Source organism: Cobetia sp., assembly GCF_983723665.1.
Genome location: NZ_CFDJES010000052.1, coordinates 15,169 through 21,309, shown reverse-complemented (window position 1 = coordinate 21,309; position 6,141 = coordinate 15,169). Strand labels below are relative to the sequence as shown.

At 63.2% G+C, this 6,141-nt stretch carries 5 protein-coding genes and 1 tRNA gene; 5 read left to right on the top strand and 1 reads right to left on the bottom strand.

The window, feature by feature from the left end; translation table 11 throughout:
- A tRNA-Leu gene (locus tag AC4FAH_RS07305) sits at positions 1 to 83 on the bottom strand.
- Positions 84 to 490: 407 nt separating this feature from the next.
- Between AC4FAH_RS07305 and queA the strand changes: the two genes are divergently transcribed.
- The 5 genes from queA to secF all read left to right on the top strand — a co-directional run bounded on the left by queA (position 491) and on the right by secF (position 6,101).
- The gene (queA, locus tag AC4FAH_RS07300) at positions 491 to 1,522 is read left to right on the top strand and encodes a tRNA preQ1(34) S-adenosylmethionine ribosyltransferase-isomerase QueA (RefSeq protein ID WP_107336757.1); all 1,032 of its coding nucleotides are present in this window, start codon (positions 491 to 493) and stop codon (positions 1,520 to 1,522) included.
- 155 nt (positions 1,523 to 1,677) lie between these two features.
- Positions 1,678 to 2,796 carry a tRNA guanosine(34) transglycosylase Tgt gene (gene tgt / locus AC4FAH_RS07295; RefSeq protein WP_490245823.1) on the top strand — a complete coding sequence of 373 codons (1,119 nt, stop codon included), beginning with the start codon at positions 1,678 to 1,680 and terminating at the stop codon, positions 2,794 to 2,796.
- A gap of 130 nt (positions 2,797 to 2,926) precedes the next feature.
- A complete protein-coding gene (gene yajC / locus AC4FAH_RS07290) occupies positions 2,927 to 3,262 on the top strand; it encodes a preprotein translocase subunit YajC (protein ID WP_043333819.1) in 336 nt (111 codons plus the stop codon).
- Positions 3,263 to 3,332: 70 nt separating this feature from the next.
- Positions 3,333 to 5,183, top strand: a complete 1,851-nt coding sequence (gene secD, locus AC4FAH_RS07285) for a protein translocase subunit SecD (protein ID WP_054556870.1) — start codon at positions 3,333 to 3,335, stop codon at positions 5,181 to 5,183.
- Between the two features lie 12 nt (positions 5,184 to 5,195).
- Complete coding sequence (gene secF / locus AC4FAH_RS07280) at positions 5,196 to 6,101, top strand: protein translocase subunit SecF (RefSeq protein WP_284893320.1); 906 nt, start codon at positions 5,196 to 5,198, stop codon at positions 6,099 to 6,101.
- Positions 6,102 to 6,141 lie beyond the last annotated feature (40 nt).

Sequence of the window (6,141 nt, the reverse complement as noted above, 5' to 3'; positions counted from 1 at the left end):
TGCCGGTGGTCGGACTCGAACCGACACGCCTATTAAGCGGCGGATTTTGAATCCGCTGCGTCTACCAATTCCGCCACACCGGCAACGGAGCGAAATTATACGGGACATTGCGCCAAGGTCAACGAGTTTTGGCGTCAGATCAGACACATGGAGCGCTTCCTCACACCCCACGCCGCAGTGGACTGAGGCGTGTCGCCCGCAAACGGGTCTTCGCGTGGACGATGGCATTGGGTATCATGAGCGACCTTTTTCGTCTGCCCGGACAGCCAAGGCCTCGAGAGTGTCGCACCTGACTGCCCCACCCGCAGAAAGGGAGTCATGCGCTCGCGACGAGAGCGCCAGTGTCTCAGGGCGGCATCTCCCCATTGTGCATGTACGCATGCCACGGAGCGCACCACGCGCCTCGTGCTATCAGAGTGTCAGGTTGGCCATGTCACGTATCGATTCCGGTGATGCCTCGGGCGTTGCCACACCTAACGACGCGCGCCCGATGCAGCGCAGCGATTACGATTTCAGCCTGCCGGATGAGCTGATTGCCCGCTACCCGTCAGAGCAGCGCAGCGATTGCCGTCTGCTGCATCTGGATGGCAAGAGCGGCGAGATCGTGCACCGCCGCTTCCCGGATCTGCTCGAGCAGCTGGAACCCGGCGATGTCGTGGTGTTCAACGACACCCGCGTGATCCCCGCGCGTCTGCATGGTCAGAAAGCCTCCGGCGGCAAGATCGAGATGCTGCTGGAGCGTCCGCTGGACGCCCATCGTGGCCTGGCGCACATCCGCTCCAGCAAGTCGCCCAAGCCGGGTACCGAGCTGATCTTCGAAGGTGGCATCACGGCCGTGGTCGAAGGCCGTCAGGAGGCGCTGTTCGAGCTGCGCTTCCACGGCGAGACGCCGATGATCGAGCTGCTCAACCAGCACGGCCACATGCCGCTGCCGCCTTATATCACTCGGGATGACGAGCTGTCGGATCGCGAGCGCTATCAGACGGTCTATGCCAAGCGCGATGGCGCCGTGGCCGCCCCGACGGCGGGCCTGCACTTCGATGAGCCGATCATGGCCGCCATGGCCGAGAAAGGCATCGAGACCGCCTTCGTCACCCTGCATGTGGGCGCCGGCACCTTCCAGCCGGTACGCGTCGACAGCATTCTCGAGCACCACATGCACAGCGAGTGGATCGAGGTCGGTCAGGAAGCCTGCGACAAGATCGCCCGTGCCCGCGCTGCCGGCCGCCGTGTGGTCGCCGTCGGCACCACCAGCGTGCGCTGCCTCGAGAGCGCCGCCAAGGCCCACGCTGGTGAGCTGGCCCCCTACTCCGGCGATACCGACATCTTCATCTACCCGGGCTACGAATGGCAGGTGGTGGATCTGTTGATCACCAACTTCCATCTGCCGGAATCGACCCTGCTGATGCTGGTCTCGGCCTTCGCCGGCTACGAGCACACCATGGCGGCCTATCAGGCGGCGGTGGAAGAGCGCTACCAGTTCTTCAGCTATGGCGATGCCATGCTGCTGGAACGCGCCTGAATCCCCTCTTCTGACATGGCCCCGGCATTCGCCAAGGGCCATGTCATGCGCAGTTAACGCGCCCCGCGCTATGCTGCGGCATAGTGGCATCGACACACCAGCTGCGGCCTGTTTCGCCGCCAAGCAAAGAGAGCACCATGCGTAAAGAATGCTTCATGAGCTTTGAAAAGCTCGCGACCGATGGCCGTGCACGTCGTGGCCGCATGACCTTCCCGCGCGGCACCGTGGAAACCCCGGCCTTCATGCCGGTGGGCACCTACGGCACCGTCAAGGGCATGACGCCGGAGTCCATCAAGGACATCGGCGCCGAGATCATCCTCGGCAACACCTTCCACCTGTGGCTGCGCCCGGGCACGGAAGTCATCGAAGCGCATGACGATCTGCATGACTTCGCGCAGTGGGACAAGCCGATCCTGACCGATTCCGGCGGCTTCCAGGTCTTCTCGCTGGGCAAGACGCGCAAGATCACCGAACAGGGCGTTCACTTCCGCTCACCGGTCGATGGCTCCAAGGTCTTCATGGGCCCGGAAGAATCGATGGCGGTGCAGCGCTCGCTGGGCTCCGACATCGTGATGATCTTCGATGAGTGCACGCCGTATCCGGCCACCCATGATGAAGCGCGCAAGTCGATGGAGATGTCCCTGCGCTGGGCGCAGCGCTCCTACGACGCGCATGGCGACTCGCCGTCGGCGCTGTTCGGCATCATCCAGGGCGGCATGTACCCGGACCTGCGCGAGAAGTCCCTCGAGGGCCTCAAGAAGATCGATTTCGACGGCTACGCCATCGGCGGCCTGTCCGTGGGCGAGCCCAAGGACGAGATGATCAAGGTTCTCGACTACCTCCCCGAGTGGATGCCGGAAGACAAGCCGCGCTATCTGATGGGCGTCGGCAAGCCGGAAGACCTGGTCGAGGGCGTGCGGCGTGGCGTCGACATGTTCGATTGCGTGATGCCGACCCGCAACGCGCGCAACGGCCACCTGTTCACGCCGACGGGCACCGTCAAGATCCGCAACGCCGTCCACAAGCGTGACACCTCACCGCTGGACCCGGACTGCGATTGCTACACCTGCACCAATTTCTCGCGCGGCTATCTGCATCACCTTGATCGCTGTGGAGAAATGCTCGGCTCGATGCTCAACACCATCCACAATCTGCGCTACTACCAGACCGTGATGGCTGGTTTGCGCGGTGCAATTGAAGCGGGTACATTGCAGGACTTCGTGGAACAGTTCTATGCCGCGCGCGGCCTGCCGGTGCCGCCGCTGGCCGACTGATCGAGGCGAATGACGACCGGGGGCCAAATCCTCCGGTCGTCTTGATATTCGACTCGAGCCAGACGTGAAGAAGAGCCTGAATCACGCTCATTGCATAACAACAGTTCACTCGTAACCTCTGGAGATACACATGCTGGAATTCCTGATTCCTGCCGCACACGCGGAAGCCGAAGCGGCTGTCGCCGGCGGCGGCGCCATCGGCCAGATCGTCATGCTGGTCGGCTTCGTGGTCATTTTCTACTTCCTGCTCTGGCGTCCGCAGTCCAAGCGCGCCAAGGAACACAAGAACCTGATCGGCAACCTGGCCAAGGGTGACGAAGTCGTCATCGGTGGTGGCCTGGTTGGCCGCATCACCAAGGTCAGCGAGCAGTTCATCACCATGGAGCTGAACGAAGGCAACGAAGTCAACGTGCAGAAGTCTGCCGTGGCTGCAGTCCTGCCGAAGGGCACCATCAAGTCCATCTGATCCCTCCTGCTGCCGGCCCCTGTGCCGGCAGCATGCTTTTCTCTCCCGCTCCACCAAGGACAGGGCTGCCATGCTCAACCGCTATCCGCTTTGGAAGTACCTGGTGATCTGCCTGGTACTTGCCGTCGGCGTGATCTACGCATTGCCGAATCTCTACCCCGAAGACCCGGCTGTGCAGATCAGTGCCGCCAGCGGCGCCGAGGCCATCGACCAGCAAGACCTCGATCGCGCCACCAGTGCCCTCGAAAACGCCGGCATCACGCCCAAATCCGGGGAACTCAACGGTTCCACCGGCCTGATTCGCCTTACCAGCAACGACCAGCAGCTGCGCGCCAAGGAACTGATCAGCGAGACGCTCGGCGATGACGCCATCGTCGCGCTGAACCTGGCCGACGCCACGCCGTCGTGGCTGGCCAGCCTCGGTGCCTCACCGATGAAGCTGGGCCTTGACCTGCGCGGCGGTGTCCACTTCCAGCTGGAAGTCGACATGGACGCCGCGGTCAAGCAGCGCCTGGAAGTCAACGCCAGCGCCATCAAGGAAACCCTGCGCGAGGAGCGTATCCGCTACCGCGGCAGCGAAGTCGACGACGGCACCCTGAGCCTGACGTTCTCCGATGAGGAGGACCGTTCGAAGGCGCGCTCACTGATCTCGCGCGACTTCCAGAACTTCGAATACGACGAGCGCGATGTCGAGCGTGGGGCCGTACTGGACCTCACCCTGACCGCCGCCGCCGTCAAGGAGATTCAGGATTACGCGGTCAATCAGAACCTGACCACGATCCGCAATCGCGTCAACGAGCTGGGCGTGTCCGAGCCGCTGGTTCAGCGCCAGGGCCCGAACCGCATCGTGGTCGAGCTGCCGGGCGTGCAGGACACGGCCGCCGCCAAGCGCGTGCTGGGTGCCACCGCCAACCTCGAATTCCGTCTGGAAGCGGCCAGCGACACGCCGGCCAGCGAGATGGAGAGCTTCGCGTTCCGCAACCAGCCGAGCCGCACCGCCAACATCATGAAGGACGTGATCATCAGCGGTGACAGCGTCTCCAGCGCCAGCACCAGCTTCGATGAAAGCGGCCGTCCGCAGGTCAACATCAACCTGGACGGAACCGGTGGCTCGATCATGAACCGCGTCACGCGTGCCGCGATCGGCCGCAACATGGCGGTGCTGTTCATCGAGCACAAGACCCGCACGCGCACCGTGATGGAAGACGGCGAGAAGGTCGAGAAGCGCATCCCGTACACCGAGAAGGGGCTGATCAGTCTGGCGACGATCCAGAGTGCACTGGGCAACAGCTTCCGCATCACCGGCCTCGACTCGCCGACGGAAGCCAAGGAGCTGTCGCTGCTGCTGCGTTCCGGCTCACTGGCCGCGCCGATCTACTTCGTGCAGGAACGCACCATCGGCCCGAGCCTCGGTGCCGAGAACATCTCGCGCGGCATCCTGTCCGTCGAGCTGGGCCTGCTGCTGGTCGTGCTGTTCATGCTGGCGCGCTACAAGGCCTTCGGTGTCGTCGCCAACGTGGCCCTGACCGCCAACCTGGCGATCCTGATTGCCGCGATGTCGATGCTGGGCGCCACCCTGACCCTGCCGGGTATCGCCGGTATCGTGCTGACACTGGGCATGGCGGTGGATGCCAACGTGCTGATCTTCGAGCGTATCCGCGAGGAAATGCGCTCCAAGATGCCGCTGCATCAGGCGGTGCACACCGGCTTCGAGCGCGCCTTCACCTCCATCGTCGATGCCAACATCACCACCCTGCTGGTCGCGGTGATCCTGTTCTCCATCGGCAGTGGCCCGGTCAAGGGCTTCGCGGTGACGCTGTCCATCGGCATCCTGACGTCGATGTTCACGGCGATCATGGTCTCGCGCGGCATCATCAATCTTGCCATTGGCGGCAAGACACTCAAGAAACTCTGGATCTGAGGGGCCATCGTGATGCGACAGTTTGACTTCATGAGCAAGCGGCGCGCGGCCTTCATCGTCTCCATCGTGCTGACGATCGTGGCCATTGGCGCCCTTGTGATTCATGGCCTGAACCTGGGCCTCGACTTTACCGGCGGCACCCTGGTGGAAGTGAAATACCAGGCGGCACCGGCGCTGGAGAGCGTGCGCCAGACACTGGAAGCCGCCGGCTACAAGGATGTCTCGGTCCAGACCTTCGGTGCCAGCAACGAGATTCTGGTGCGTCTGCAGCAGAGCTTCGAAGCCGGCATCGGCAATGACATCGTGGCGCATCTGCAGGCCACCGGTGACAGCGTCAACCTGATCCGCGCCGAGTTCGTCGGCGCCCAGGTCGGTGATCAGCTGCGTGACCAGTCCGGTCTCGGCATGCTGCTCGCCCTGGCCGTGGTGATGGTCTACGTGGCCTTCCGCTTCCAGTACAAGTTCGCCCTCGGCGCACTCATCTCGCTGGGTCACGACGTCATCATCCTGCTGGGCATCTTCGCCCTGTTCGGACTCGACTTCGACCTGACGGTACTGGCCGCGGTGCTGGCCGTGATCGGCTACTCATTGAACGACACCATCATCGTCTACGACCGCATTCGCGAGAACATCCGCAAATCGCGTACCGATGACATGCCGTCGATCTTCAATGACGCCATCAACGCGACGCTGTCACGCACGCTGTCCACCTCCGGCACCACCTTGCTGGTGTTGCTGGCGCTGTACTTCCTCGGCGGTGACATGATCCACAACTTCGCCATCGCACTGATCATCGGTGTGGTCGCGGGGACCTTCTCGTCCATCTACGTGGCAGCGGCGCTGTTGCTGGTGGTCGGCCTGAAGCGTGTGGATCTGATCCCCCCGCCCAAGGAGCAGTTCGAGGACGGCGCGCCGTAAGCGCCTCCGCTCGTTCAGCTCGGCACGGATCGCCAGGCAC